This window comes from Rivularia sp. PCC 7116 (genome assembly GCF_000316665.1).
GTDB lineage: Bacteria > Cyanobacteriota > Cyanobacteriia > Cyanobacteriales > Nostocaceae > Rivularia.
Genome location: NC_019678.1, coordinates 6,366,027 through 6,391,754, shown reverse-complemented (window position 1 = coordinate 6,391,754; position 25,728 = coordinate 6,366,027). Strand labels below are relative to the sequence as shown.

The following is a 25,728-nucleotide window of genomic DNA, read 5'->3' as shown; positions in this document are numbered from 1 at the left end:
TTACCAGAAATGCAAAGTACAACTTTAGCTGACTCTCGTTTTAAGTTAATTAATGCTGCATCTAGCTTTTACCAACAGGGTTGGATGGTGGGAACTGCGGGAAATCTTTCAACTCGCTTACCCGACGGTAGCTTTTGGATTACAGCCAGTGGATGCTCTAAGGGAGAATTAACGCTTACTGATTTTGTTCGTATTTACCCAGATGGAAGGGTAGAATGTTTGGCTAATGTAAAACCATCGGCAGAAACATCAATTCATCAATGTATTTATACTTTGTTCCCACAAGCAAAAGCTTGCTATCACGTTCATTCAGTTGAAGCAAATTTAGTTTCTAACTTGGCTGAAGCAGGTAAATTGCCTTTACCATCATTAGAAATGCTTAAAGGATTGGGAATTTGGGAAGAAAATCCTTGTTGTTTGATGCCTGTTTTTCACAATTATCTCAAAGTTGATCGTATAGCAGATGAAATTACAGAACGTTTCAAAACTAATCCTCCTAAAATATCAGCTTTATTAATTCGCAATCACGGCGTAACCGTTTGGGGCAAATCCACGGAAGAAGCACGTAACTATATTGAAATACTTGAGTACATTTTCCGCTACATGGTAGCAGCACGACAGATGCAGGGAAAAAGATTGGGAGATAAATAAGGAAAAAGCTATAGCGAATTTCATTCTGGTGTCATATCGGAACCTCACCCCGCCCTGCGGGCACCACTATCCAAGTCATCGGAGAGGCGAAGGGGTGGGGTTGAAGCTGTATTAACACCCAACTGCTTACCCCTATATATAGTTCGTCTCCCCAAAATTGAAGAATGCTCGTCAAAGGATTTATGGCTTTTAACTAATAACTGTTAACTTTTAACTGATAACTCGTGATTGTTCGCCGATAATTGATAGTTGTTAATTGAATAATGGATAAATGTGTCAACTTCTGGGAATGAATTGCAACGTACCGACTGATATTTGCTTTTCTTTTGAAGGCTTTTCGGCTCGGGGAGGTAAAACTGACGATCATAAAGATGGTTGGGGTATTGCTTTTTTTGAAGGAAAGGGTTGTCGTATATTTATGGATGCTCAGTCTTCGGTTAATTCCCAAATTGCGGATTTTGTGCGTCGCTATCCGATTCATTCGACTCATGTAATAGCCCATATTCGTAAAGCAACTCAAGGTGAAATTATTCTCGAAAATTGCCACCCTTTTCGTAGGGAATTATGGGGGAGACATTGGGTTTTTGCTCATAATGGGGATTTGAAAGATTTTGATTTGCCTTTTATGGATTTTTACGAACCTGTAGGTACTACCGACAGTGAAAAAGCTTTCTGTTTAATTTTAGAAAGTTTAAGACAACAATTTCCAATGGTAAAACCACCTTTAGAGCCGTTGCTAGCAGTTCTGAAAAAAATTACTAGTAGAATTGCCAAACACGGTACATTTAATTATTTATTAACTGATGGCGAACACTTTTTTGCTTATAGTTCAACTAAGCTTTGCTATATAGTTCGGAAAGCGCCTTTTGCTGCTGCTCATTTAATTGATGAAGATGTAACGGTGGACTTTAACGAATTAACTCGTCCTAAAGATAGGGTAGCCGTCATTGCTACTACTCCCCTCACCGATAACGAAGTTTGGACGCAAATTCAACCGGGAGAATTAATCACATTTCTTGATGGAGAACCTGTAGCGGAGTTAGGAGTTAGGAGTTAGAAGTTAAGAGTTGAATGTTATTGAGTAATAAGTAGCGAGTAACAAGTTAAGGGTTGGGAACTGTAAACTATAGTATTTTCTATTTTGGATTAGTAATGATTTAACCTTTAACCTTTAACCTTTTATCAAATTCCATCCTGCTTTAATTCTATTATGCATCCATCGAATATATGGAACAATAAATAGCTGGAGGAACAACAGAATAATTATTGTTCCTCCAAGAGCAATTAAGGTTAGTATTTCCATTGCAATATTCTGCAATTCTTTGAATGATTGCTCTAGTTGCAATAAAGTTGATTGAGAATATTCAAATAGTTGTTGGATTTGGGGAATACTATTAAATGCGTCGCTGAAATCAGTCACCTTAATATTGCCAATTATAGGCACTTGTTCGACTACTTCAAATGCATTTTGTATATCTTGATTAAATCTTTTAATCGGCTCAAGTGATGTTTCTATTATATTTCCTGCTTCTACTACGTTTGTTTGAAGTTGAGTTAGATTCGCGTCGATTTGATTTATTGGCCCGCTAACTAAATCTCTGACATCGTTAACTACAGCTAATAGAGTAAAAATAAATATTGCAATTAAAATGATTGGCATTAAAGCATAGATTATTATCCACAAACCGCTGATTTTTCTGGCAATATTATTCATGTTTTTAGTCTCCATTAATATTAATCGGGTTTTTAATATTTTATTTATCTACTTTTGTAAGTAAAGGCTTTTAATTAGAAAAGCTATAATCGCAAATTAGTTTAACTGATTATTGCCAAATCTCAAGTTTACTCTATTACTTATAGATAAAAAGACATTTACAGCAGGAGCAGAAAGTAAGATTCGTTGAACCTATGCCACTAATATGATTCTTTGAATCCAGAGATGCATAGTGGCAAGGTTTATGGATGAGTTAAAATAGACACTCTTACGCTCCCATCTAACCGTAAATACACGGTATTTACGTTGGAACCCTTAATCCTTCAAAACGTCCAGCCATACAGTGATACACCCTTCTCAACTGAGGAATAGGCTATCACATTTTGGGATTAGTGGGATAGGTTCATGTAATAAATTGATGTAGTATAACTTACGTGCGTTACCGTTAGTGACTTCTGCTAAGTTGAGGTTATTCTTTGAAGAAAGAAAATTAAGCGATTTTAAAGACCTAACAGGTCTATATAACCAGTTATGACGGGCACAGCAGTAGCAATGGTGCTTTTTTGCAGGTGGTTTTATCTGGGTAAATACTAGTCCAGCCAGTAAAATAACAAAACTGCTAGAATACCAGCAATTCTCCGCCTCGATGGTCGAAGACCCGCCTTCGGCGATCGCATCTGAGTTAAATGTCACATAAGATACAATCACCATCACGGAAGATGTGACTATTGTAATTCAACATCAAGATGAACAACTATAGTGCGACACGCCACCAACGTCTTCTAACGCGCTAGGTCTTAGACGATAGTATTTATCTTCTACGTCTTGTGATTGCTCATCATATGGATAGTTTAGTACTTCTTGCAACTCTTTAACTAACGTGTAGTCACCCTGCATGGCTTGTTGATAGGCAGGGACAATCAACCACTCTCGCCATGTGTATTTTGGATTAGTCTGTTTCATCGAAGTTGATATCTCAGTCAAATTACCGTCGGGCAGGAGGCTGCGCCAGCTTTTTAGCCAAGATTGCCATTGTTCATCGAGTTGTTGTGACGTTTTACCATAGAAGCTCTTTTTCAATGCTGAGACATCGTCTGGTATGTGGGATAACTCGCGGAAGAAAATGGTGTAATCCACATCCTCGTGTGTCATTAGCTGCATTAATTTCTTAAATAGCTCTGGGTTAAATTCAGTTAAGCCAAGTTTGGCCGCCCACATTTTTTGGACTTGTTTTTGCATGGCTTCTGAAAAGCCACGGCCTAATTGCTCAAACTGTTCTAAAGCTCCAGCATCTTCTTCTGCCAGTAACGGTCTCACAGCTTTCCAAAACATATAATAATTCGCTTCTGCTGCTCCTGGCTGATTGAAGAATGAAAACTTTTTGCCGCCGCCAGTCCAAGGTTGAAACCAAGGGTCAAAAATTTCACAAAACCCAAATGGCCCATAGTCGAGGGTAAAGCCACCAGCGGCGCAGTTGTCACTATTAAAATTACCCTGGCAATAACCAACACGTAGCCAATTGGCCACCAGTGAAGTAAGACGCTGGCGAAATAGCTTAGCCAACTCAACCAATTGATCTGCAAAACCAAGGTTTTGATTAATGTCGCTTTTGTATTCTCGCTCAATTAAATGCAACACTATCATGCTCAGTTCTTCTAATGCTTTTGGATGAGCATTGCTGCGAGCGCGGCGGGCAAATAACTCTAGCTGACCAACACGCAAAAAGGAGGGTGCAACGCGAGTTGAAATGGCCACGGGATTGTCCACCAAAATATCAGGCTCAAGGTCGTGGGAGTCTTGAGAATACCAAGGTCGGGTAACGGTCTCAGAAAATGAAACATACAGTGTCAAAGAGCGCGATGTTGGAACACCTAAGGACTGCATATATTCTTGCGCTAGAAACTCACGTACACTTGAACGTAGTACTGCACGCCCGTCGGCACCACGGCAATAAGGTGTTGGGCCACCACCTTTCAATTGCATTTCCCAGCGCTGGCCATTGATTATTCCTTCAAATATAGATATCGCCCGACCATCGCCATAACCATTACCCGTACCGAATGGACATTGTTGGGTATATTCGGTGCCATAAATTGACAGTGCATAACCCGTCGCCCAGCCAACCTGACGCATAGGAGAGCGCGCAGCAGAGATATCACCAGAAAAACAGGAGCGAAATTTTTCATCAAGCGCCAGCTCCGAGCTCAACCCAAGTTCCTTAAAAAAAGTGCTGCTATGGGCTACATATTCTGGTTCTGCAAGCGGTGTGGGTGTCACAGGTACAAAATGACCAGAAAAAACCTGGCGGGCACGGCGATCATCACCATCGATCGTGGCATCAGGATCGGCATTTAAGGTGTCCATCAGAGAATAATCCGCCAATTGCACAAACTCATCGAAGGTTGTTACGCAGGGCTCAACAGATAGTTTAGATGGATATGACATTGTTAAGTGCGCCCGTATTGTCGGGAAAGATTCATGTTTAATTGAGGACTTTGTAAAGACTAGCATATTAAATGTGGAGCTTTCCAGACTAATCGAGAAGGAGTGTAGACCGCTCCGAGGCATGCTGGCACGGTGGTTAGCTTAAGGGAGATTCAAATAAATTGCCCAGCAAGTCGCTAAAATTTCTGAGTTCTTGATATAGTTTTCCTTTCTGTAAACCAAATACCACTTCTAAAATGATTTGAAGGGTAATTTCTTGCATTTCCATATCTGGATTAACAAAATTTTATTAGTGGGATAGGTTCGTTAAGTTTAATCTAATTTACTCCCTTAGATAGTATTATATTGAGCAAGGAATAGAAATAATCATTAATATATTAAATTTCAGCAGTTAAATAATTTTTCTGAGAAATGAATTTAGAAGAATTTAAAGAATCAATAGAAAACTTGGAAAAATGCCCTACTTCTTTACCTTTGTCGCTACAGGGTTTATGGTACGACAAAAAATATGGCTGGGATGAAGCTCATACATTTATAGGAGATGTTAGCGATACCGATACTGCTTGGGTTCATGCATACTTGCATCGCAGGGAAGGAGATTTGAATAATGCCCGCTACTGGTATAACCGCAGCGGAAAACCGGAATCCAAGGTTAGTTTAGATGAAGAATGGAATAACATAGCTTCTCAATTATTAAAAAAGGTTAAATAAAATGAATGCTGAAGAATTACAGCGACGTTACGATGCTGGGGAAAGAGATTTTGCAGCAGTCAGTTTAGTCAAAGCTAAACTGATAGGAGCCAATTTAGTTGGTGTCAATTTGTTTGCTGCCGATTTAACTAACGCTAATTTAGCCAAAGCTAAATTATGGGGAGCTGATTTAGGAGGAGCTAATTTAGCTAATGCTAATTTGGTACGAGCTAATTTAAGCGGTGCAAATCTTAAAGATGCCAATCTCCGGGGGGCTAGGCTCAAGTATATTAAAATTTACGGAGCCAATCTTGATAGAGCTTGCTACGATAAAAGCACTCGGTTTACTCCGAATTTTGACCCCGTTAGTCATAATATGCAAAAGTTTTAATAGATGAACAGCTATTAATAACTTCCAATTTATGTTTTATGTTAATTAACTTCAGTTCGGGTTAAGGAGCTAATTTTAACTGTTATCGACTCATAGATAGCTGAAACAACGTAAGCACGTTGATGATTACTAAAATCAAGCAACGATATCATAAGGGTTTCAGCTTATCCCTAACTCAGGTTAATTAAGTCATTAAAACCTTATTACGACGTTGATAATTTCACAATATGAATTTAAGCGGGCTTTTAAACTCCTGTAAAATAAGGGTGATTTTAATTTAAAATAGGTGTAAATTACAACCTATTACTAAGTATTTTTTTAGTTTTAAAAGCAACAGTACAGAGCGTAGATTAAACTCCATCAATGCCCCTAAATTATATTTACAGGGAATAAATTACGAATTATACTTATTCCGTATTAATAAGAGTTGTGTCTTTCTGGTATTGGTATAGATTTACTCGTTACGATGAGATCGTATTGAGAAATACTTTCGGTTATGTGACTAACGACCTAGACTTCTCTCCGAACCTATAATCTCTACACCCTTTTATTGAGGAGATATTCTATGTCAAATTTATGTCAGCAATTTATCTATTGTTTTACCTAGCTTTGCTTGTTTCGTGGCTTCAGAACTGTTATTGCAGTCACCGTTAAAAGAGACATTGCTAAGTGCCTAAAAGCTCTCAGAGCAAAAAATAGAGATTTTAAGCATTAAAGGCTGATTCGTTCGAGTATTGGGAAAGACAAAAAGATACAGCTATACATAATTTGAATTTTATGATGAGTAAACTATTTACTTGCTCATCCGTTTTATTTCGTCATTGACTCGATCTAAAAGCATCTACTTGTTGGTGTTGCAGTTGCTGATACCAAAAAAAAGTCAGTTTGATAAACGCTCGCGCAACAAAATTTTCAAATATATATTCAAGAGAAAAAAAGATATGAATGCTCAAGAAATTTTAAATCGATATGCAGCAGGACAAAGAGATTTTAGTCATGTAAGTCTTATTCAAGTATGTTTAACCAACGCTAATTTAATTGGAGCACATTTAAATGGAGCGCACTTAATTAAAGCTAATCTACGAGGAACAAATTTAACCAAAGCTCATTTGAGTCAAGCAAAGCTGAATCAATCGAATCTGAGTGATGCACAAATAGTTCAAGCATGTTTGATTGATGCCGAAATGATAGACTCGGATCTCAGTGGAGCCGATCTCAGAGAAGCTGACTTGAGTGGAGCAGACTTACGGGGTGCTAATTTAGGAGGATCTGACCTACGAGGATCAAATTTGCGGGAGACTAATTTACAAGGTGCTGACCTGCGAGGGGCTGACTTAACGGGAGTTAATCTGCAAGAAACCAAGTTGGAGGGAGCTTATTTGAAGGGAGCTTATTTAGATGAGTTAGTGGTACGTCACTTGTAAAAGGATGGAGGTATTTGTATAGTGCTAAGGGCAAGTCAAAAGTTTACTAATTATAAGTTTCGGCATTCGCTAAGGGAGATCCAAGAAATAAAATGTCCCACCGTTTTACAAATATTCCGGTCAAAACCTAGATATACTGGGGTGTCGCCTTTCAGGCGACACCGACGGTGGGACATTTTATTATCTGTAAGTGCCTAATGTCCTAAGCTAACTACGAACCTATCCCACTATTCTAAAAATGCTTATTTACTTAAGTAAAATGTTCGTGAAAAGCGTAATTTTTAGTTTTTATCTCTAACAATATTTGGGCTTTTCAGCAAAAATATTATTAGTGGGATAGGTTCATGTAATGCTATAAACTCAGCAAATGAAGGTTTTTAACAACTTTCCCTTCTTCCTCATAACTTCTTCCTTCATTTGTAAATATTGGGAAAAATAATCTTAATGTCGATTGCAAGAAAAACAGCTTTAGTTTACTGTGAAAATCAATTTGGCTTAATGGATGGCAAAACTGCAGGCGGTTTAGTTCGGCATTCAGAAATTTATCATATTGTCGGCGTAATCGATAGTTCATTGGCTGGTAAGGATGCTGGAGAAGAATTAGATAATCAAAAAAACTATATTCCCATTTTTGCTAACTTACAGTCAGCTTTAGATCGATTACCAGACGTTCCCGATTGCTATATCTACGGTAAAGCTCCTTTAGATGCGACCATACCCGCCGAAGAGAGAGCTTTAATCTTGGAAGCAATGACCAAAGGAATGGATATAATTAATGGTCTGCATCAGTTCTTTTCTGATGATTCCGAGTTTATCGAGATGGCTGCCAACTGTGAGATTGAAATTAAAGACATTAGAAAACCTCCGAAATTAAAAGACCTCCATGTATTTACGGGACAAATTTCTAAAGTCAATATTCCTGTAATTGCTGTCTTGGGTACCGATTGCGCTTGCGGAAAAATGACTACCGCAGTGGAATTAAACAAAGCTTTAAATCATTTGGGCATCAAGTCGGTACTGGTAGCGACGGGTCAAACTAGCTTGATGCAAGGGGCAAGGTATGGTGTATCTATCGACGCGCTAGTGTCCCAATTTGTGATTGGGGAGATAGAAAATGCCGTTCTCCAAGCCTTTGAACGAGAAAGTCCCGATATTATTTTAGTAGAAGGACAAAGTGCAGTGTCTCACCCGGCTTTTATGAGTTCTGTAGGCATTTTAAAAGGAAGTATGCCCGATGGAATTATTTTGCAACATCCTCCTGGGAGGAAGTTTCGCTGCGATTTTCCCCAGCTACCCATGCCTACAATTGAAAGTGAAATTCTTTTGATTGAAGCAATTTCTCAATCTCAGGTAATTGCGATCGCCTTAAGCCATGAAAATATGACAGAAACAGAAATTAAGAAAACTATCGAAGGCTATGAAAATCGTCTTCAATTACCAACTACAGATGTATTAACCTGTGGCTGTAAAAAACTAGTTCGTACTTTAGGTAATCGTTTTCCAAGTCTCGATCGTCAAAACAAACTAAATTCTCAGATAATTCCTTTATTAACGACAAAGTAAATGTAAAACGTTTAAATAAAATAGATGAAAGCGTTTATGCCAAGAATCGAAATTTCCCTATCCAAAATACAGCATAACGCTCGAATATTATGCGAACTTTACGGACAACAGGATATTTCTTTAATGGGAGTCTCCAAAGCAGTATTAGGAGAGCCTTTAATTGCAGAAGCTATGATTCGAGGAGGTGTAAAGTATATTGCTGACTCTCGTTTGGAAAACATTCAAAGGATGAAGATTGCCAGAGTATCGGCGACTTTTGTTTTACTCCGCACCGCTTTAAGTCAAGCAGAATCTGTCGTTGAAGATGTAGACATTAGCCTCAACACGGAAACCGAAACAATTAAAGAGCTTAATTATTATGCAAAGAAGCATAATAAAATCCATCAAATAATTTTAATGGTAGAAATGGGTGATTTGAGAGAAGGAATACTTCCCCGTGACGTTTTCTCATTCATTAAAAAAGTTCTTTGCTTACCTCACATCAAAATAATGGGACTAGGCTGTAATTTGGCTTGCTATGGGGGAATCAAGCCTGACAACCAGAAAATGCGTCAACTATCGTCATTAACCGAAGCGATGGAAAAAGAATTTCAAATTAATCTACCCATAATTTCTGGGGGAAATTCTGCCAACTATGAATGGTACAAATCTGCACCGGAAGTGGGACGAATTAATAACCTGCGTATCGGAGAATCAATTCTTTTAGGACGTGAAACCGCACACAGCAAAACCATACCAACATTAAATACCAACACTTTTAAATTGATTGCGGAAGTTATCGAGTCAAAATCAAAGCCCTCTCTACCCTATGGGGAAATCGGTCGAAATGCTTTTGGTAACGTTCCGGTCTTTATAAATCGCGGTATCCATACTAGAGCAATTGTTGCTCTGGGAAAGCAGGATACTCTTATATCTGGCTTAAGTTGCGATTTGGAAATACTTGGCTCTAGTAGCGATCATGTTGTCCTCGACAGTAAAAACTTTTGTTTAAAAGTTGGAATGGGAGTCAATTTCAACTTAGATTACGGCAGTCTTCTAGCAGCAATGACTTCTCCTTTTATTAAAAAGCAATTTATTTAACATTAAATCGGAAGAAGTCCCACACCTACCGGCAAGGGAGGTGTTGGGATGAATTACGAACCAGATTCATGGTAAAATCAAAAATGTAGGTGTAACTCAATTAAATGTAGAAATGCAGCCTACAAAAAAAAAGAACAAATTATTTCTAAAAGTCCCTAGGGCGTAGGGCTTAAAAGCTCGGTAAATGTTCTTATAGAGGAGTCGCCGAGAAGCCTACGCCGACTCTTAAGAGCGGTGTAGATGCGTCACTACAAGACTTACGTAACTGTCACAAAACTCTGATGGTGCCGTACACTCATTGCCTCATTATTGCGTGCAGAATTAGTCAGTGTGCAAGCACCCTACGGCGGAAATGTGCCGGTTGCGTAAGTCCTATAATAAATTTTGCCAACTCGCAACACTGTATTATTTCTCGCTTAAACAAAAAATGCCCCTGGGGAAGAGATACAGAACTAATCTACTTTATTCCCAGAAGCGTTATTTTTTGAATTTAATGAAGTTTAGAAACGGTTGTTTCTACGACCACCACCAGATGAACTTCTGTTTTCACGAGGCATAGCCTTGTTAACTTTTAGAGTTCGTTCCATCCATTCTGCTCCGTCTAAAGCTTCAATTGCTTTTTCTTCGTCGGCTTCGGATTCCATTTCTACAAAAGCAAATCCTCGGACGCGACCTGTTTCGCGATCGGTGGGAATCTGAACCCGTTTAACAGTTCCATACTCGGCAAAGACTTCGTTTAAGCCTTCTTGGCTAACTTCGTAAGATAAATTACCAACATAAATCGACATACTTTGATTGTCTTCTCAATGAGTATTGTGTTTCAAGAGACAAGATTATTGGAAAAGAAATAGCTCAATACTTTATGGAAAAACCTTTGATACTGAATACCAACTTAATCGTTAATCTTTGGATTCTCACTTTCTAGTATAACATTATTTATCTAACATAGAAATGAATTGCATCAAAGTTAAAAAATCAAAATAAATAAATATCTATCTTATCTGGAAATATTAGGTTCTAATAGCAATTGTCTTCCCATAGCAAAAATGCTCGCTCGTTATTCTCAATTTAAATAAATCCCTTGAGTAAAAAATTTTAATTGTTTTAATTGTAAATTTTTGTATAGCTCTCAGACAATTCATACAAAATATACGTTGCTCAAACGCTTGCTTAAACATGATTTCTAACAGCAGAATGTCATGCTAATAACTGTCAGATATATTATACATAAGGGTGACAAAAATGGCTGATATCGTAGATACCGCAGTTAATGCTGGTTCTTTCAATACTTTAGTTGCTGCTGTTAAGGCTGCTGGTTTGGTAGATACTCTCAAAGGTAAAGGTCCATTTACCGTATTTGCTCCTAGCGATGACGCATTTGCGAAGCTTCCTGATGGCACAGTAGATGGATTACTCCAGGATATTCCCAAACTGAAGAAAATCTTGACTTATCACGTTGTTTCAGGTAAAGTCATGGCGGCTGACGCGGCTAAGCTGAAATCAGCTAAAACAGTTGAAGGTTCAGAAATCAAAATTGACGCTAGTAATGGTGTCAAAATTAATGATGCTACAGTTTCAAAAGCTGATGTTACCGCTGATAACGGTGTTATTCATGTCATTGACACAGTTTTGATGCCTTCCTAAGCAACTGCGATGCATCGTAAATAGATAGAGTTGGTGGAGTAATACTATAGAAAATTATTGCTCCATCAACGGCAATCAGCGAAAATTAAAAATTAACTTATACAAATTTACAATACAAAATTATCTACAGTTCTTATCCGCAGAGGGTTTGAACTTTTTTGATTATTCGTTAATAAAATAAAATTTAATTAATTCGATATTTGTATAACTTAATTGTGAGGAAAACGTTACGATGGAAGAGTAGAGGTTTAAAAATATGATTTGTCAATCTTACGATAATATCTCAACAAAATTGGATGAGTGAGGTTTTTCCCGGTGTCAAAACGCTCGCTCCAGGCATCGCGAACAGGAGTAAAACAAGCCAAAAAAGCTTTTACCAATAAGGGTTGGACTCAAGAAAACCTGGCAGGGCAAGTGAATTTAAAAACTCGTCAGCCAGTTTGGAGATTTTTTACAGGTCGTCCGATAGAACGCTATACTTTTATAGAAATTTGCTCTGTCTTGGATCTAAATTGGCGAGAAATTGCGATAGATCCCCCTTCGGAGCTTTCCGAGTTAGGAGAAGTATCAATAAATATTGATGCCCTGGTAAAGAAAGTGCGATCGCAATGTCGAGATAAAATTCAACAACAGTGCGGTACTTTGCAGTTATTAGATACTAACCGTCCAGTTGAAATAGAAAATATTTATATAGATGTCAATATATTGCAGGAGATTGCCAGTCAACAGTGGTTAGATATTTCTAATTTGCAAAATCCTACTGCCGAAGAATTTGACCGTTTTGGGTTAGGGCAGATTTCTGAGAAACAAATACCAGGCATGAGGGCAGTTGAAACCCATTCTAAGCTTAGGGTATTAGGTAAGCCTGGGAGTGGTAAAACTACTTTTTTGCAATATCTCGCCATTCAATGCAACCAAGGTAACTTTGCTGCTAATCTAGTTCCGATTTTTATTACCTTAAAGGATTTTGCTGACGACTCAAAAGAGATCGGGGCGTTCAGCTTATTAAACTACATTAGTTCAAATATTTTCAGCGAGTCAGAACAGCCTGCGACCGAAATCCTACTGCGTGAGGGAAGAGTATTACTGTTATTGGATGGACTCGATGAAGTGCTGCATCAAGACAACAACGAAATCTTGAAGGAAATTCGCAAATTTTCTGAGAAATATCCTCAGAATTTGTTTATCGTTACCTGCCGAACTGCTGCCAAAGCATTTAATCTCAAAGGCTTTACCGATGTCGAAATCGCTCCCTTTACTCAATCGCAAATTGTAGCCTTTGCTCAGAAGTGGTTCTCCGTATTTACTAGAGACAATGTAATAGACATAGATATGACAGTTCAGTTCATCGAAAAACTGGATTTACCCGAAAACTTGCCATTTCGGCGACTCGCAGTGACACCCTTGTTTCTACATCTTGCTTGCTGGGTATTCCATCGGCAAGAAGAATTTCCCTCTAAGAAAGCCGAATTCTATAAGCAATGTCTAGACCTTCTTTTAGGAAAATGGGATCAAATTAGAGGCATTGAACGGGATGAATTTTATCATGGGTTTTTATTACCACAAAAGCTCAAACTGATGAGTCAGATTGCTGCCGTAACATTTGAACATGGGAATTATTTTTTTGAACAACGAGCCGCAGAAGAGTACATCAGCGATTTTATCATCAATTTACCAAATGCTCCTACCGAGCCGGAAGAATTACAACTCGATAGCGAAGTGGTGCTAAAAGCAATTGAGTTGCAACACGGACTATTAGCGGAACGAGTACGGGGAATTTTCTCTTTTTCCTCTTTAACATTTCAAGAATACTTCACTGCCCGAAAAATCGTTGCCAGTCATAATTTACAGTCATTACGAGCCTTAGAAGGTTTAGTTAGTCACATCACCGAACCACGATGGCGCGAAATCTTTTTGTTGACTACTGCTATGTTGCGGAGTGCAGACTACCTCGTACAATTGATGAAGCAAGAAATCGATGCCCTAGTCGCCCAAGATGCTTATCTCCAAAAGTTTTTAACCTGGGCAAGTCAAAAATCTCTGGTTATACCCCAACCTACTTTAGTTGCAACTCGTGCTTTTTATCTTGGTCTTACGCAAACTCCTCATGTTGCTCCTCACTTCGCTCTTGCTTGTACTCTGGATCAAGGTATTTTTCTCGATGCGTTATTAGATAACCTGGTGTTGGAATGCGTTATTGACTCCACCGATTTTGCTCATGCTCGTGCTTGTGTCCATGCCCTCAGCAATGCCCTGAATATTGTACTTGATGTTGGGTTACAGCAATCCTTGCAACAACTCAAAGAAGAACTCCCCGATCCAGATTGCAATCAAACAATATTTCAGTCATGGTGGCAAATCAACCATCTTGCTTGGACTGAGCGTTTAAAAACGGCAATTTACTTTCATCGCAATATACAGTCTCACTGGCACTTTAGCCCCGAACAGCAGAAAGTTCTAGAACACTATTATGATGCGAATAAGTTGCTGGTTGATTGCCTTAATAGTAACTGTGAAGTAACAGTTGCAGTGCGTCAAGAGATTGAAGCTGCCTTATTATTGCCCCAGAAAGAACTTGAAGATAGGGAATGGGATAATTAATTTGTGACAATAATATCTAAAAATAATACTTCTGACTCCTAACAGATATTTTAGTTTCGTTTTAGTTTTAATTTAAATTTTTGTAACGAAATCAAACATTAAAAGTCGATCTTATATAACTTAAACTCTTGCCGAAACATAATTTCAAACATAGCTCTGTCACATTATAAATAGTTAGAGCAAGAATTATGTGGGGTGCATCGATGTGGTTTCAATCATTAGAAAATTTGCTCGAAAATAGCCAAGCTAAAAGTGAAATCAAGCGAGCGATGGTAGTAAAAATGCTGCGACGTGGATATTAAAAAAACCAAGTAAATCGCTACTTGAATTCAATTTTCCTATTAACTATAAGGCGAGCGGCATGGATAATCAGAACGATCTATTTGCGATTAATCTTCCAACCCTTGAAGGGCTGCGAGTGCTTGTTGTAGACAACCATGTTGATTGCTGCGATTTTATGGAGTTTCTGCTAATGCCCTGTGGTGTAGAAGTAAGAAAAGCATTTTTAGCCCACCAAGCTCTAAAAATATTTTTAGAATGGCAACCAGATATCCTCGTAACTAATATTGCCTTGCCAGAGGTAAATGGTTTTGCCCTAGCTCAACAAACAAGAACAATTGCAGTAGAACGAAGGCAAGAATTATTGATCGTTGCTGTGACAGCTTACACCAGTGAAGGGATGCGTCAATATGCTCTTTCAAGCGGGTTCGATTTGTGGTTCAACAAACCTTTAGATATCTACCTTTTTATTGATGCGCTTGCCACTATCGTTCAAAGGACTTTGAGTAAAGTCCATAACATAGCTATCTAAGTTTTGACGAGCATAGACCTAATTTAAACCTAATTTAAACCGTAGCAGGAGTTAACTAATGAGTGTTATTACCAAAATAATTATCAATGCAGATGCTGATATTCGCTATCTTACCCCTGGAGAACTTGAGGAAATCAATCTCTTTATTAAGAGCAGCGATCGCCGTCTCAAAATTGTAAAAACTTTAACGACTAGTCGCGATCGCATTGTTAAAGAAGCTGCAAGTCAACTATTTCAAAGAAGTCCAAACCTAGTTTCGCCAGGTGGTAATGCCTACGGCAAAGAGATGACTGCCACCTGCTTGCGAGATATGGACTATTACCTGCGGTTGATTTCCTACAGTATTGCTGCTGGAGATAGTGCCCCAATTCAAGAGATCGGAATCGTTGGTGTTCGCCAAATGTACCAATCCCTTGGCACCCCAATTGAGTCCGTTGCCAAAAGTGTCCGTGCTATGAAAGAAATCGCGACTTCGATTTTGTCTTTAGAAGATGTTACTGAAGTTGGTATGTATTTCGACTACTTAGCTGCTGCTCTCGATTAGGCAATAATCTGTTACATTTCAACGTTTGTATATGAGAAGCGGGCAACAACCCCGCACCACAATCTTTTTTGGAATTATTATTATGTCTTCTTCTTTTAGTCAGGGTATGGTTGTTACTATCATCTGTGAAGCGGTTTTACAAGAGCGGTTGATAAAATTATTACAAGCATTAAATGTTTCTGGGTATACGATTATTCCGGCGCAGGGTGCGGGTAGTCACGGAAAACGTATGGGAGATATGGCTGGTTACAACACTAATATTGAAGTTAAAACTATCGTTACACCAGAGATATCCGACCAACTACTTGAAAAACTCAAACAGTTTCAGGGATCTCACGCATTAATAGCCTTTCGACAAAAAGTAGAAGGTTTATTTGATTAAATGCTGTATTTTGAAAAAATATTTTAACTATACCAAATAATTTGACTTTGAGCGACTTATTTTAAAAAAATGTTATGCTCTTAATATGAGCAAACAAAATATATCCAGTAGCATCACCCTTAAAGATAAGGTAGTAGCGCATCGTATTAGTGATGGAAGTGAGCTAATCCCTGCTGAGATACAGGCAAATACAAGCTTTGATAACAATCGATTACCTAATACACCTCTTTCAAGTGGTTACACCGTTAATGATGAGGGAATCATTGATAACTATGCAACCGAAGCCGATATATCTTTAACAGACTATCCATCACCAAAACAGCAAAAACATTATATCTTCTTGGGAGCAGGAGCTATGCTACTTGTTACCACCACATTACTAATTGCATTTGCAGCCAGCTAGACGTAAGTATAATTCGTAATATCACCCTCCGGGTGACGCAAGCTACGTAATTAATTCCCCATAAATGGAATTTAGCGGCTGTAACAGAGTATAGTCCACGGATGAATCCGGAGAGAAGTTCGTTGGCGGTGAGACAGTGTGCAGAGCGGGGGGTTTCCCCCATGAACAACTGCGAACCCGAAGGGGGTTCCCCCGCTTAAAGAAACTTCGGGGGGCTTTAAACCGAAAAAAATACTCGGTAACTAAAGCTAGGTATTTCAAAGTCCAAAATATCTAGCTAGTAGGATTGATAATTTAGTTTTCTTTCCAGGTCAAAGCTCTTTATTATTCCCACAGCATAAATTTGATGAATCAACCAATCGAATTATCTTTAGAGCAAGAATTTCAACTCAAAAGCTTTGCCTCGCAAGTACAGCGTATGTCTCGCGAACAAGCTCAAAAGTTCTTAATCATCTTGCATAATCACATGATGATTCAGGAAATAACGTACCGAAATCTTTTGATGCACGAATGGAATTTAGATTCAGGCAAAGCTAAATAAAGCCAAAAAAGGGGTTGCTCCCTTTAAGAGACACTAATCCGATCAAGAAAAAGCGCTTGATGAATAAGTCAACACGCAATAAAAGGAAAATCATGACTATATTTTCTAACTTTATTCCCATTCCCCCAGCAATTCAGAATAAGTCCAGCGTTGGAGACCTGAAAAAACGTCTTGATTGGGGTGAACCAGCCTTAAATATCGTTGATGCAAGACCTAGAAAGCTTTTCAATGTTATTCATATCAGGGGATCTATTCCTATACCAATGGACGAGTTTTCCGACCCTACTCTTGACAGCCTCGAATTGAGCCGCGACATTTATATTTATGCACAGACAGATGAACAAACCGCTGTAGCAGCAAGCAAACTGCGCCAAGCTGGTTATCAAAATGTTTCTGAGCTAATCGGTGGTTTAACTGCTTGGGAAAAGGCTAAATATCCAATTGAAGGTTGGTGGTCTATGCCTGTAAAACAAGTCTAAGTATTCAACTAAGATAAAGAATTTTCAGCTTGATTACAAACATCACTTCGTAAACAGATTTTTTCGCTTATTTCTGGGCGATGATGATGCACTTTTAATCCAATGTAGGAGTCTCTATATTATGTCTATGACTATCAAGTCTGCTCAGTCGATTTTTTCAGATACTCAAGTTGCAAATGTTGTTCCAAGTACAATTGAGCAATTCAATCGACTAAATGCTGAAAATCAACTGGCACTAATCTGGTTTGCCTATACAAAAATGGGTAAAACAATTACGATTGCTGCTCCTGGTGCAACCAGTATGGTCTTTGCTCAAAAACTGCTTGACCAGATTAAGCAGATGTCTCCTACAGAGCAAACACAAGCCATGTGCGATTTAGCAAACCACACTGACACTTCCATCTGCCGTTCTTATAGCTCTTTCACCACTAATCTAAAGTTGGGCTTCTGGAATCAGTTGGCAGAATGGATGGAACAGGGACTTGTTGTACCAATTCCCCAGGCTTACAAACTTTCTTCTGAGGCTAATGCCGTGCTTCAGGCAATTGAGAATGCCGATCCAGGACAGCAAATTACCATACTGCGTAATATTGTCCTTAATATGGGATTTGACTCCAATTCTTCTGATAATAGCCAAAAAGGTAGAAAACCTATAGCTGTCCCCACAAAGATAGCAGACCCAATCAAAACTAAGATTGAAGGCATAACTAATACCGCAGTGGTGAGTTACATCAACAATATGAATGTTAACGACTTTGAAACTGCTGTTAACTTATTTGCTTCTAATGGTGCTTTGCAACCGCCTTTTCAAAAACCAATTATTGGTCGCGAAGCCGTTCTTAACTATATGCTCGAAGAATGCGAGGGACTTAAATTGATGCCAGAAGCAGGCACTATTGAGTCAATAAAAGATGGGTATACCTCGATTAAAGTTATAGGCAAAGTAGAAACTCCTTGGTTTGGTTCTAGTGTCGGTATGAACATATCCTGGCGCTTTTTGCTCGATCCTCAAGACCAAATTTTCTTTGTAGCGGTTGATCTACTCGCATCACCAAAAGAACTACTCAACCTAGTTCGTCAAAAGGTAAATTAACCCTTTTCTGTCAAACTGGGATGAAACCTTAATTTTTCGTTGGCTGAAACATCGAAAACTCGTTAATTTTTCCAAGAGTGATAAATGAGGGTTAAGCATAGGTTTCTAAGCTCCCGGCAAGTGAGAATTGAAAATCTTGCTATGTTTACTAGCTCAATCAAACACTTTGTTGTTCTAACTGTGGGCTATCGCTGATATCTCAATATTCAATTTAGGAATCGTTATGGCAAAGAAAAAAGGCAATAGAGAATCTAAAAAACCAAAAAAACAATCCGATGGCACAAAGAAGCAAAAGAAAGACCCTAATAGATTTGACGGACTAGGCTTGGAAATAAACAGAAATGAGAATACATAAGAAATATAAAAACCACCCTGCGCTTCATCAAGCACCAATAAGCGAACCAGCATTGATTACCCCTCCAAGGGAAAGTGAATCTGTTCTCCAATGGATAGAAAGTAGTGGTCGATTTAAATCCCATGAATCCGATAAGTACCTTTCGGATAAGCCAACAAATGAAATTGAAGAGCTTCTAGATCAAGAGGAAGAATTAGACGAAGAATAATAATTTCTGTTTATATTTGTTAAAGTGTTACCATAGTATGTATGAAAATACAAGCGTTAGATATTCGACCTGGCGATCGCATTATTGCCTACTTCAATAATAAGATGCAGGTTTGCACGGTGAAGAACGTCTCTAATCCCGATAGAACCAATATTACGCTATCAGTATTTGTTGGCGAGCGCTATCGGCATTCAAGTTCTGGAACAATTCGATTTAAACCAGAAGCTTTACTAGAATTGACGGATAAATTCATAAAACAAGAGCCTGGTTTGGCAATAGAAACTGTTAATGGGACTTAGATAACAGCGAACTCTCGAAAAAATGGGCGAACCGGAATCTAAAATATCATGTTTTGTGTTGTTATTTTAGATTCTAGATTTTGGAAAAACCCAAAATCTATCGGTTTCGTCCAACTTTTAAATTGATATATTATTCAAATATTTATCGCACCAATTAACCATTTCCCAAAGTACGTGTCCCACTGCTTCGGAGGAACGATAACCGTGGGCTTCTGTTGGTAATTCTACCCATCGCACGGTTGCACCCAATCCCTTAAGTGCTTGGTATAAACGTTTGGTTTGCAGGGGATATGTTCCTGCATTACTGTCGTTTTCACCGTGAATTAATAATAATGGGGCTTTTATTTTGGATGCATGGGTAAAGGGTGACATATTTATGTATGTATCTTGTGCTTCCCAAAAGTTACGCTGTTCTCCTTGAAAACCAAATGGTGTCAGGGTGCGGTTGTAAGCTCCGCTTCTAGCAATTCCCATGCAAAATAGATCTGTATGAGCTAGTAAATTTGCTGTTGTAAACGCACCGTAAGAGTGTCCGCCGATACCGATATGTTTTCTATCGGCAATTCCACGCTTTACTACATAATCAACTGCGGCTTGCGCTCCGGCAATTAATTGTTCTACATAGCTATCATTGGGTTCGCTATCTCCTTCACCGATTATTGGTAAGGTTGCACCGGAAAGTACTGCGTATCCTTGGGTTAATAAGAATAATACCGAAGCACGTGCGGGACGGCTAAAGGTATTTTCAGGTGTAGTTATTTGTCCTGCAAATTCTTTGTCTTTAAATTCTTCGGGATACACCCACAATATCGTCGGTAAGGGGCCATCTCGTTCAACGTCATAGTCAGGAGGTAGGTATAGTTTTGCCGACAACTGCACTCCATCTGCTCGTTGATACTGGACTAATTCTTTATGAATTCCTGCTAATTCTGGTGCGGGATCTTGGTAATCTGTAAGTATCTTTTCATCATTATGATTGCGAGAAAACCGTATAATATTGGCTGGTTCGGTTTTAGATTGACGCACGGTAATTAAGTTTTGTGCTTCATCATCTAGGACGGCGAATATTTCCTCATAGTAAGCGTCTTGGCATTGCCACAAACGTTGATTTTCTTGAGTATCTAAATTTAATTTATCTAAAAATGGATATACGCCATCGGGAGAAGCACCGCGTCCGCTGAGGTATATACTTTGACCATCTGGTGCGAAGCGTAAAACTTTGTAACGATAATCTCCTAATTTCGTTAGTGGTGTTCCCGGAGAATTGTATTTGTCTTCAAAGCTGCGGTCAAATATTAATTTTGGTGGCGTTTGTGGATTATTGGGGTGAATTCGCCAAGCTTTATAACGACGGCTATCGTACCATTTTTCATAAACTAATGCTACATCTGCTTTACCCCAAAGTACGGAATTAAAACGATATTTGCATCTCCATAACTCCGTTGGTGTAGCTGTAAACGGTGCTTCAAGCATGAATAAAGCATCGCGATCGCTAACTTCTATAGTAGGATCGCCTTCGTCTAGTGCTTCTACCCAAGTTAATGTCGCTTTAGCATCGCTGCGCCATGATGTGCGTCTTCTGCCTTTGCGTACTGCATCAAATTTGATGGAACGTTCTTCATCAAGGGGTAAATTTGCAACTTCATAAACTTGTTTACCGCTACTATCAATTACATATATTTGTTTGGGGAAACGTGCTGCGGGGACTTGATAAGAAAACGGTTTATGTATGGTAGAAATTAAAATAAAATTACTATCTGGAGAAGGTATTGCTTCGCTAATTAAACAAGGTGAAACTAATTGAGTGCGATTTCCTTCTATAGTAATTTTTTCTAAAGTTGAAGTTAAATAATATTCAAATAATGCTTCGTCGTGAGCATTTTTAAGTAAATTTGTATAGGTGCGAGTCGGCTTTTTACTACCTAAGTTTTCTTGAATTGAAGGACCATAAGGAATCTTAGATTTGACTGGTGCTTCGCCACGAGTTTGAGAGATAAATTTACAAATTAATGTTTCGTCATCAAGCCAGCGATACGGGGTTCCATAGGCAGCATTAAGCACTGGTTCGGTTAAACGGTGGGTAGTTCCATCGGCAATTTGCAAAACCCAAAGTTCTAAACCTGTTTCTTGAGTCAGGGTAAATGCAACTTTTTGACTATCTGTTGACCATTTAACGAAACCAATGCGGGGGTTTTCCGGTAATTCTATTGTTCTGACATTTTCAGGAGAATCTACCGCTTTAATCTTCATACTGTAGTAAGTATTGTGACGAGCGGGACCATTAGTTTGGGGATTTAAGCGAAAACCGGCGACGGCAACTTCTTCTTCGGCAAGTAAAGCAATGGGGACTAGCTGCGACTGCTCTAACTCCAACATATACTTTCTGTCAGGAGAAATACGAATTTGCGGCGGGGGTGCTGCTTTAAGGATTTGATTAATGGGTTGCGGTGGTGTTTGCCAAGTTTGTTCGGTAGAAGAATTGTTCATTTTGTCGTGCGTGAGTACTCTTGTAATCGTAGAACATGAACAAAAGTTGCACAATTCAAAAAGTTGATAACTCCACAATATCAGTATTTTTAGTTACGTAGAAAAAAGAAATCTTAGCTTAGCCTAACGCTACAACCGAATAATATTGATTGAATGTAAGTTTATTCAGAAAAATGGGAATAATAACAATAACCATCTTCAATTAATTCTAAATGATGCATTTAGTAAAAGCTTGATATTTTTATATTTTTGTCCTTTTCTCGTACTCTTTGATTTTAAGAAGTTTGGTTATTAATACTTTTTATCTCAATTTCTAAATTCTACAAACTATGACATCTAATCCAACCGAAGCAGAAAAGCAGCCTTTAGATACTCAAGTTCAAGAGCAGTTAGAACAGCAAAAGGCACTTGCAAGTGTAATTACCTTAATTCGACAACCGTTAAGTTTACAAAATATTTTTCAAACTACTGCAACTCAAGTACGACATTTACTGAAAGCTGACAGGGTAGCTGTATTTAAATTTGATATCAAAAATGATTGGGAAGGAGAGTTTGTTTCCGAAGATGTTGCAACAGGTTGGGATTCGGTACTTACAAAAAAAGTCTACGATCATTGTTTTGGAGAAAAGTTTGCGGTTCATTACCAGCAAGGTAAAGTACAAGCAGTTGCTGATATTCATGCTGCCGGATTGAGTGATTGTCATGCGGAAATTTTGGCTCAGTTTCAGGTGCGTGCCAATCTTATCGTTCCACTACTGCAAGAAAATGTTTTGTGGGGTTTACTTTGCGTGCATCAATGCAGCGATATTCGTAATTGGAAGGAATCGGAGATTGAATTTATTCGGTTAATTGCCGAACACTTTACCGTTGCGATTCAACAAGCTGAATATTTTAGAAAGTTAGAATCACAAGCTACAAAATTAGCTCAAGCAGCACAACGCGACAAAGTTATTGCTCAAATTGTGAATAAAATTCGCACGCCAGTTGAGATTGATACTATCTTTCAAACAGCAACCAAAGATATACGAGAATTAATCCAAGCCGAGCGCGTTGCTATTTTTCGTTTTAATTCGGATTGGAGCGGTAATTTTGTAGCTGAATCTTTTACAGAAGGATGGAATTCTTTGGTTGGGGTTCAACCTACAATTAACGATACATATTTGCAAGAAACTCAAGGTGGACGTTACGTTAGCGGTGAGACATTTACTGTTAACGATATTTACCAAGCTCAATTAAGTGATTGCCATATTGCTCTTTTAGAACAATTTCAAGCAAAAAGTTTTGCAACTGCTCCCATTCATCAAGGGGATAGACTTTGGGGAATTATTGCTGCTTATCAAAATTCTGCACCTAGAATCTGGCTTGAAGACGAAGTAGAAATAATTACACAGATAGGAATGCAAATCGGCGTAGCACTAAGACACTATGAATTATTATTTAAAGCTAGAAATCAAGCGAAGCAGCAAAAAACATTAACTCGTGTAATTACCCGGATTCGGGAATCTTTGGATTTAGACACTATTTTTCAAACAACCGTTACCGAAGTTCAGCAAATGTTGAAAGCTGACAGAGTCGCAGTTTTTCAATTTGATGCTCAAAAAGATTGGGAAGGAGAATTTGTCTGGGAAAGTGTAGCTCCTCAATGGGATTCTGTTGTTGCAGCCAGAGTTTACGATCGTACTTTTGGAGACAAATTTGCGGTTCACTATCAAAAAGGTAGGGTACAAGCGGTTGCTGATATTTACGCAGAAGGATTGAGCGATTGTCACCAGCAAATATTAGGTCAATTTCAAGTTCGGGCTAATTTGGTTGTGCCTTTACTCAAAGGAGAGGAATTATGGGGTTTATTGTGCGTACACCAATGCAGTAATTCTCGTAACTGGGAACAAGAAGAAATCGAATTCACCCGTCAAATTGCGGATAATTTAGGAGTTGCTCTCAAACATAATAAAACTTTATTAGAAGCTCAGTATCAAGCAGAACAGCAAAAAGCATTAACTGGTGTGATTACCCGAATCCGGGAATCTTTAGATTTAGACAAAATATTTAAAACTACTGTTACCGAAGTACGTCAACTCCTCAAAGTTGATAGAGTCGGGGTTTTCCATTTCAATTCTGCAAATGATTGGGAAGGAGAGTTTATTTACGAAGATGTAGCTGATGGTTGGAATTCAGCTATTGCTAACAAGGTTTACGATCATTGCTTTAGCGAAAACTTTGCACCACTTTATCAACAAGGTAGAGTGAACGCGATCGCCGATATTTATCAACAAGAATCTAAAGACTGCTATATAAAAATTTTAGAACAATTCCAGGTGCGGGCTAATGTTGTTGCACCTTTATTGAAAGAAGGTGAATTGTGGGGATTACTTTGCATCCATCAATGTAGTAATGCTCGCAATTGGGAATCTTCAGAAATCGAATTTATTGCTCAACTTGCAGAACAACTTGGTATTGCTTTAAAACAAGATTTGTATGTAAAACAAGTGCAGACTCAAGCCGTTCAGCTAGCAGAAGCAAACGAACGAGAAAAAGCAATGGAACGGCAAAAGTTTTTAGCCGCAACAGTAGATAAAATTCGTCAGTCACTCGATATTAAAACTATTTTTAAGACTACTACTCAAGCAGTACGAGAATTGTTAGAAGTTGAACGAGTTGCAATCTATCGCTTTAATTCCGATTGGAGAGGTAAATTCGTTGCGGATTCGTTTAAAGACGACTGGAAACCCGTCATCAATACACAACTAATTATTCAACCAACATTTTCAAGTGACGATGATGATGATAATTTACCCCGTAACGAAACTTTTGTGCCAATTTCTCAAGGTGAAAAATTATGGGGGCTATTAGTTGCTTATCAAAACTCTCAACCCCGCTACTGGAAAGATGAAGAAGTCAATTTGCTCGCACAAGTTGGTACGCAGTTAGGAATCGCAATTCAGCAAGCAGAATTATTAGAAAAGACTAAAATCCAGGCTAATGAAATTGCTCAAGCTTTACAAGAATTGAAGCAAACTCAAGCCCAGCTAATTCAAGGTGAAAAAATGGCGGGTTTAGGACAGTTAATGGCTGGAGTTGCCCACGAAATCAATAATCCTGTCAACTTTATTTTTGGAAATTTAACGCATGTTAATGGATATATTGAAGATTTACTTCAAGTAGTCAATCTTCATCAGCAGAATTATTCTAATTTACCAGCAGATATTCAAAGTGAATTAGAAGAATTTGACCTCGATTTTATTATTTCCGATTTACCAAAAACCCTTGAATCAATGCAAGTAGGAGCAGAACGTATTCGTCAAATTGTGTTGTCATTACGTAACTTCTCCCGTAAAGATGAAGCGGATTTAAAAGCAGTAAACATTCATGAAGGATTAGATAGCACTTTACTGATTTTAGGGCACCGTTTAAAATCACACGGCGAATATCCAGGGATTGGAATTATCAAAAATTACGGTGAATTACCACCCGTACAGTGTTATCCCGCTCAATTGAATCAGGTATTCATGAATATTCTGAGCAATAGTATTGATGCATTAGAACAAAAATCTTCATCATCAGAAAAAAAATCCGAAGTTGCTTTTAACATTAAAATTAGTACCGAAGCAATTAACGATCAAGTCATTATTAAAATAACTGACAATGGTTCTGGGATACCAGAAGAAATACAAAATAATATTTTTGACCCTTTCTTTACGACAAAAGAAGTAGGCAAAGGTACGGGATTGGGATTACCTATTTGCTATCAAATTATAGTTGAAAAACATCGAGGTCAAATTCAATGTTCTTCCCAATTAGAAAAAGGTACGCAATTTTTGATTGAGTTGCCGATTAAAGCTGAGGTTTGAAATTAATAAAGTAAATTAAGTAAATTAAGTAAATTTTAGGAAGCAGGAATTTTTCTAAGCTCAACCTTTGTAGAG

General features: G+C 38.3%; 25 protein-coding genes. 20 read left to right on the top strand and 5 right to left on the bottom strand.

The window, feature by feature from the left end; translation table 11 throughout:
* Positions 1 to 9: 9 nt before the first annotated feature.
* Both mtnB and RIV7116_RS24725 read left to right on the top strand, forming a co-directional pair.
* Positions 10 to 651, top strand: coding sequence for a methylthioribulose 1-phosphate dehydratase (gene mtnB / locus RIV7116_RS24730; protein ID WP_015121062.1), 642 nt, complete (start codon positions 10 to 12; stop codon positions 649 to 651).
* A gap of 271 nt (positions 652 to 922) precedes the next feature.
* Entirely contained in the window at positions 923 to 1,708 is a 786-nt protein-coding gene (locus RIV7116_RS24725; RefSeq protein ID WP_015121061.1) for a class II glutamine amidotransferase, read from the top strand.
* A 114-nt stretch (positions 1,709 to 1,822) separates the two neighbouring features.
* Here the strand turns inward: RIV7116_RS24725 and RIV7116_RS24720 are convergent, their stop codons facing one another.
* The 3 genes from RIV7116_RS24720 to RIV7116_RS37145 form a co-directional block, all read right to left on the bottom strand.
* Positions 1,823 to 2,365, bottom strand: coding sequence for a hypothetical protein (locus RIV7116_RS24720; RefSeq protein ID WP_015121060.1), 543 nt, complete (start codon positions 2,363 to 2,365; stop codon positions 1,823 to 1,825).
* Between the two features lie 741 nt (positions 2,366 to 3,106).
* A complete protein-coding gene (locus tag RIV7116_RS24715) occupies positions 3,107 to 4,810 on the bottom strand; it encodes a YdiU family protein (RefSeq protein ID WP_015121058.1) in 1,704 nt (567 codons plus the stop codon).
* Between the two features lie 136 nt (positions 4,811 to 4,946).
* Entirely contained in the window at positions 4,947 to 5,072 is a 126-nt protein-coding gene (locus RIV7116_RS37145; RefSeq protein ID WP_232435721.1) for a cytochrome P450, read from the bottom strand.
* A 149-nt stretch (positions 5,073 to 5,221) separates the two neighbouring features.
* On the opposite strand from RIV7116_RS37145, the gene RIV7116_RS24710 reads away from it, so the two are divergent.
* The 5 genes from RIV7116_RS24710 to RIV7116_RS24690 all read left to right on the top strand — a co-directional run bounded on the left by RIV7116_RS24710 (position 5,222) and on the right by RIV7116_RS24690 (position 9,958).
* Positions 5,222 to 5,521, top strand: a complete 300-nt coding sequence (locus tag RIV7116_RS24710; RefSeq protein WP_015121057.1) for a hypothetical protein — start codon at positions 5,222 to 5,224, stop codon at positions 5,519 to 5,521.
* Between the two features lies 1 nt (position 5,522).
* A complete protein-coding gene (locus RIV7116_RS24705; RefSeq protein WP_015121056.1) occupies positions 5,523 to 5,891 on the top strand; it encodes a pentapeptide repeat-containing protein in 369 nt (122 codons plus the stop codon).
* A gap of 941 nt (positions 5,892 to 6,832) precedes the next feature.
* Positions 6,833 to 7,315, top strand: coding sequence for a pentapeptide repeat-containing protein (locus tag RIV7116_RS24700; protein WP_015121055.1), 483 nt, complete (start codon positions 6,833 to 6,835; stop codon positions 7,313 to 7,315).
* A gap of 444 nt (positions 7,316 to 7,759) precedes the next feature.
* Complete coding sequence (locus RIV7116_RS24695) at positions 7,760 to 8,878, top strand: DUF1611 domain-containing protein (protein ID WP_015121054.1); 1,119 nt, start codon at positions 7,760 to 7,762, stop codon at positions 8,876 to 8,878.
* Between the two features lie 36 nt (positions 8,879 to 8,914).
* The gene (locus RIV7116_RS24690; protein WP_015121053.1) at positions 8,915 to 9,958 is read left to right on the top strand and encodes an alanine/ornithine racemase family PLP-dependent enzyme; all 1,044 of its coding nucleotides are present in this window, start codon (positions 8,915 to 8,917) and stop codon (positions 9,956 to 9,958) included.
* 500 nt (positions 9,959 to 10,458) lie between these two features.
* Here RIV7116_RS24690 and RIV7116_RS24685 read toward each other — a convergent pair whose 3' ends face one another.
* Positions 10,459 to 10,746, bottom strand: coding sequence for an RNA-binding protein (locus RIV7116_RS24685; protein ID WP_015121052.1), 288 nt, complete (start codon positions 10,744 to 10,746; stop codon positions 10,459 to 10,461).
* A 454-nt stretch (positions 10,747 to 11,200) separates the two neighbouring features.
* Between RIV7116_RS24685 and RIV7116_RS24680 the strand changes: the two genes are divergently transcribed.
* From RIV7116_RS24680 to RIV7116_RS24630, 12 genes are all read left to right on the top strand, one after another.
* Complete coding sequence (locus RIV7116_RS24680; RefSeq protein WP_015121051.1) at positions 11,201 to 11,602, top strand: fasciclin domain-containing protein; 402 nt, start codon at positions 11,201 to 11,203, stop codon at positions 11,600 to 11,602.
* A 315-nt stretch (positions 11,603 to 11,917) separates the two neighbouring features.
* Positions 11,918 to 14,203: an NACHT domain-containing NTPase gene (locus RIV7116_RS24675; protein ID WP_015121050.1), complete on the top strand. Its 2,286-nt coding sequence runs from the start codon at positions 11,918 to 11,920 to the stop codon at positions 14,201 to 14,203.
* Between the two features lie 361 nt (positions 14,204 to 14,564).
* Positions 14,565 to 15,014, top strand: coding sequence for a response regulator (locus tag RIV7116_RS24670; protein WP_015121048.1), 450 nt, complete (start codon positions 14,565 to 14,567; stop codon positions 15,012 to 15,014).
* A gap of 58 nt (positions 15,015 to 15,072) precedes the next feature.
* A complete protein-coding gene (locus RIV7116_RS24665) occupies positions 15,073 to 15,558 on the top strand; it encodes a phycobilisome protein (RefSeq protein WP_015121047.1) in 486 nt (161 codons plus the stop codon).
* Between the two features lie 82 nt (positions 15,559 to 15,640).
* Positions 15,641 to 15,940 carry a DUF3240 family protein gene (locus RIV7116_RS24660; RefSeq protein WP_044292300.1) on the top strand — a complete coding sequence of 100 codons (300 nt, stop codon included), beginning with the start codon at positions 15,641 to 15,643 and terminating at the stop codon, positions 15,938 to 15,940.
* Between the two features lie 85 nt (positions 15,941 to 16,025).
* Positions 16,026 to 16,343 carry a photosystem II assembly protein Psb34 gene (gene psb34 / locus RIV7116_RS24655; protein WP_015121045.1) on the top strand — a complete coding sequence of 106 codons (318 nt, stop codon included), beginning with the start codon at positions 16,026 to 16,028 and terminating at the stop codon, positions 16,341 to 16,343.
* A 346-nt stretch (positions 16,344 to 16,689) separates the two neighbouring features.
* Positions 16,690 to 16,884: an NblA/ycf18 family protein gene (locus RIV7116_RS24650; RefSeq protein WP_015121044.1), complete on the top strand. Its 195-nt coding sequence runs from the start codon at positions 16,690 to 16,692 to the stop codon at positions 16,882 to 16,884.
* Between the two features lie 59 nt (positions 16,885 to 16,943).
* Entirely contained in the window at positions 16,944 to 17,363 is a 420-nt protein-coding gene (locus RIV7116_RS24645) for a rhodanese-like domain-containing protein (RefSeq protein WP_198287550.1), read from the top strand.
* Between the two features lie 121 nt (positions 17,364 to 17,484).
* Positions 17,485 to 18,456, top strand: coding sequence for an orange carotenoid protein N-terminal domain-containing protein (locus RIV7116_RS24640; protein WP_015121042.1), 972 nt, complete (start codon positions 17,485 to 17,487; stop codon positions 18,454 to 18,456).
* Between the two features lie 223 nt (positions 18,457 to 18,679).
* Positions 18,680 to 18,811 (top strand): hypothetical protein, encoded by a 132-nt coding sequence (locus RIV7116_RS37425; RefSeq protein WP_015121041.1) that lies wholly within the window; start codon positions 18,680 to 18,682, stop codon positions 18,809 to 18,811.
* A complete protein-coding gene (locus RIV7116_RS24635; RefSeq protein ID WP_015121040.1) occupies positions 18,798 to 19,019 on the top strand; it encodes a DUF3134 family protein in 222 nt (73 codons plus the stop codon). Before RIV7116_RS37425 ends, RIV7116_RS24635 begins: the two co-directional genes overlap by 14 nt.
* A gap of 41 nt (positions 19,020 to 19,060) precedes the next feature.
* Positions 19,061 to 19,318 carry a hypothetical protein gene (locus RIV7116_RS24630; RefSeq protein WP_015121039.1) on the top strand — a complete coding sequence of 86 codons (258 nt, stop codon included), beginning with the start codon at positions 19,061 to 19,063 and terminating at the stop codon, positions 19,316 to 19,318.
* A 117-nt stretch (positions 19,319 to 19,435) separates the two neighbouring features.
* Here RIV7116_RS24630 and RIV7116_RS24625 read toward each other — a convergent pair whose 3' ends face one another.
* Entirely contained in the window at positions 19,436 to 21,805 is a 2,370-nt protein-coding gene (locus RIV7116_RS24625; RefSeq protein ID WP_015121038.1) for a S9 family peptidase, read from the bottom strand.
* 329 nt (positions 21,806 to 22,134) lie between these two features.
* Between RIV7116_RS24625 and RIV7116_RS24620 the strand changes: the two genes are divergently transcribed.
* Positions 22,135 to 25,653 carry a GAF domain-containing protein gene (locus tag RIV7116_RS24620; protein ID WP_015121037.1) on the top strand — a complete coding sequence of 1,173 codons (3,519 nt, stop codon included), beginning with the start codon at positions 22,135 to 22,137 and terminating at the stop codon, positions 25,651 to 25,653.
* The last annotated feature ends 75 nt before the right edge of the window (positions 25,654 to 25,728 follow it).